Origin of the sequence: Pseudomonas sp. NPDC088885, from assembly GCF_044750025.1 — a bacterium.
In the GTDB taxonomy this organism is placed as follows: Bacteria; Pseudomonadota; Gammaproteobacteria; order Pseudomonadales; family Pseudomonadaceae; genus Aquipseudomonas; species Aquipseudomonas rustica.
The window spans coordinates 1-2,061 of the sequence record NZ_JBIVJB010000224.1; the positions used below are offsets into that span (position 1 = coordinate 1).

General features: G+C 60.2%; 1 protein-coding gene and 2 pseudogenes. All 3 read left to right on the top strand.

What is annotated here, in order from left to right; all coding sequences use genetic code 11:
* Positions 1 to 60: pseudogene (gene eutB, locus ACIP1X_RS28725) on the top strand (ethanolamine ammonia-lyase subunit EutB); the annotation flags it as partial.
* Positions 56 to 1,048: pseudogene (locus tag ACIP1X_RS28730) on the top strand (homoserine dehydrogenase); the annotation flags it as partial. The pseudogenes eutB and ACIP1X_RS28730, both read left to right, overlap by 5 nt.
* Positions 1,049 to 1,114: 66 nt before the next feature.
* On the top strand, positions 1,115 to 2,061 hold a 947-nt coding region (gene thrC / locus ACIP1X_RS28735), incomplete at its 3' end, for a threonine synthase (RefSeq protein WP_400755957.1).

The following is a 2,061-nucleotide window of genomic DNA, read 5'->3' on the forward strand; positions in this document are numbered from 1 at the left end:
GGGCAAAACCTGATGTATTTCGAAACCGGTCAGGGCAGCGCGCTGTCGGCCAACGCTCATTGCCGTTCACGGTAATGAAATTTTCGCCAAGGCTCGCGAGAAAGGCGTGATCGTCGCATTCGAAGCGGCCGTGGCCGGTGGCATTCCGGTGATCAAGGCGATCCGTGAAGGCCTGTCCGCCAATCGTATCAACTGGGTCGCCGGGATCATCAACGGCACTGGTAACTTCATCCTCACCGAAATGCGCGAGAAGGGTCGTACCTTCGAAGACGTGTTGGCCGAAGCGCAGGCACTGGGTTACGCCGAAGCCGATCCGACCTTCGACGTTGAAGGCATCGACGCCGCGCACAAGCTGACGATTCTGGCTTCCATCGCGTTCGGCATTCCGCTGCAATTCGACAAGGCTTACACCGAAGGCATCACCAAGCTGACCACCGCTGACGTTAATTACGCTGAAGCGCTGGGCTATCGCATCAAGCACCTCGGTGTGGCGCGCAGCACCGCTGCCGGCATCGAGTTGCGCGTGCACCCGACGCTGATCCCGGCCGATCGTCTGATCGCCAACGTCAACGGCGTGATGAACGCGGTAATGGTCAACGGTGACGCCGCCGGTTCGACGCTGTTCTACGGTGCCGGCGCCGGCATGGAGCCAACCGCTTCGTCGGTGATCGCCGATCTGGTCGACGTGGTTCGCGCCATGACCTCCGATCCGGAAAACCGTGTGCCGCACCTGGCCTTCCAGCCGGACTCTCTGTCGGCCCACCCGATCCTGCCGATCGAAGCCTGCGAAAGCGCTTACTACCTGCGCATTCAGGCCAAGGATCATCCGGGCGTGTTGGCTCAAGTGGCGAGCATCCTCTCGGAGCGCGGCATCAACATCGAGTCGATCATGCAGAAGGAAGTCGAGGAACACGACGGTCTGGTGCCGATGATCCTGCTGACCCACCGTGTGGTCGAGCAGCGCATCAACGATGCCATCGCCGCCCTCGAAGCGCTGGCTGGCGTGAATGGTCCGGTCGTACGGATCCGCGTCGAGCACTTGAACTAAGTCGTTGTCCTGCACCGGCCCCGTAAACGGGGCCGTTGTTGTGAACACTCTCCATTGGAGTCAGTCATGCGTTACATCAGTACCCGCGGCCAGGCACCGGCCCTGAATTTCGAAGACGTCCTGCTGGCTGGTCTGGCGACCGACGGCGGTCTGTACGTTCCGGAAAACCTGCCACGTTTCACCCAGGAAGAAATCGCTTCCTGGGCCGGCCTGCCGTATCACGAGCTGGCCTTCCGGGTGATGCGCCCGTTCGTCACCGGCAGCATTCCGGACGCCGATTTCAAAAAGATTCTCGAAGAAACCTACGGCGTGTTCTCGCACAGCGCCGTCGCGCCGCTGCGTCAGTTGAACGGCAACGAATGGGTGCTGGAGCTGTTCCACGGCCCGACCCTGGCGTTCAAGGACTTCGCCCTGCAACTGCTCGGTCGTTTGCTCGACTATGTGCTGGAAAAACGCGGCGAGCGCGTAGTGATCGTTGGCGCTACTTCCGGTGACACCGGCTCGGCCGCCATCGAAGGCTGCAAGCACTGCGAAAACGTCGACATCTTCATCCTGCACCCGCACAAGCGTGTGTCGGAAGTGCAGCGTCGCCAGATGACCACGATCTTCGGCGAGAACATCCACAACATCGCCATCGAAGGCAACTTCGATGACTGCCAGGAAATGGTCAAGAACAGCTTCGCTGATCAGAGCTTCCTCAAAGGTACGCGTCTGGTGGCGGTGAACTCGATCAACTGGGCGCGGATCATGGCCCAGATCGTTTACTACTTCCACGCCGCACTGCAGTTGGGCGGCCCGGCGCGTTCGGTGTCGTTCTCGGTGCCAACCGGCAACTTCGGCGACATCTTTGCAGGTTACCTGGCGCGCAACATGGGCCTGCCGATCAACCAGTTGATCGTCGCCACCAACCGCAACGACATTGCGAGACATGTAGATAGATCGGAGGCTCAACTCAGAGCTAGGCTAGCGGCCGAGCCGAACATACCTATTGCGTCAACATTTCTAAATAGGTC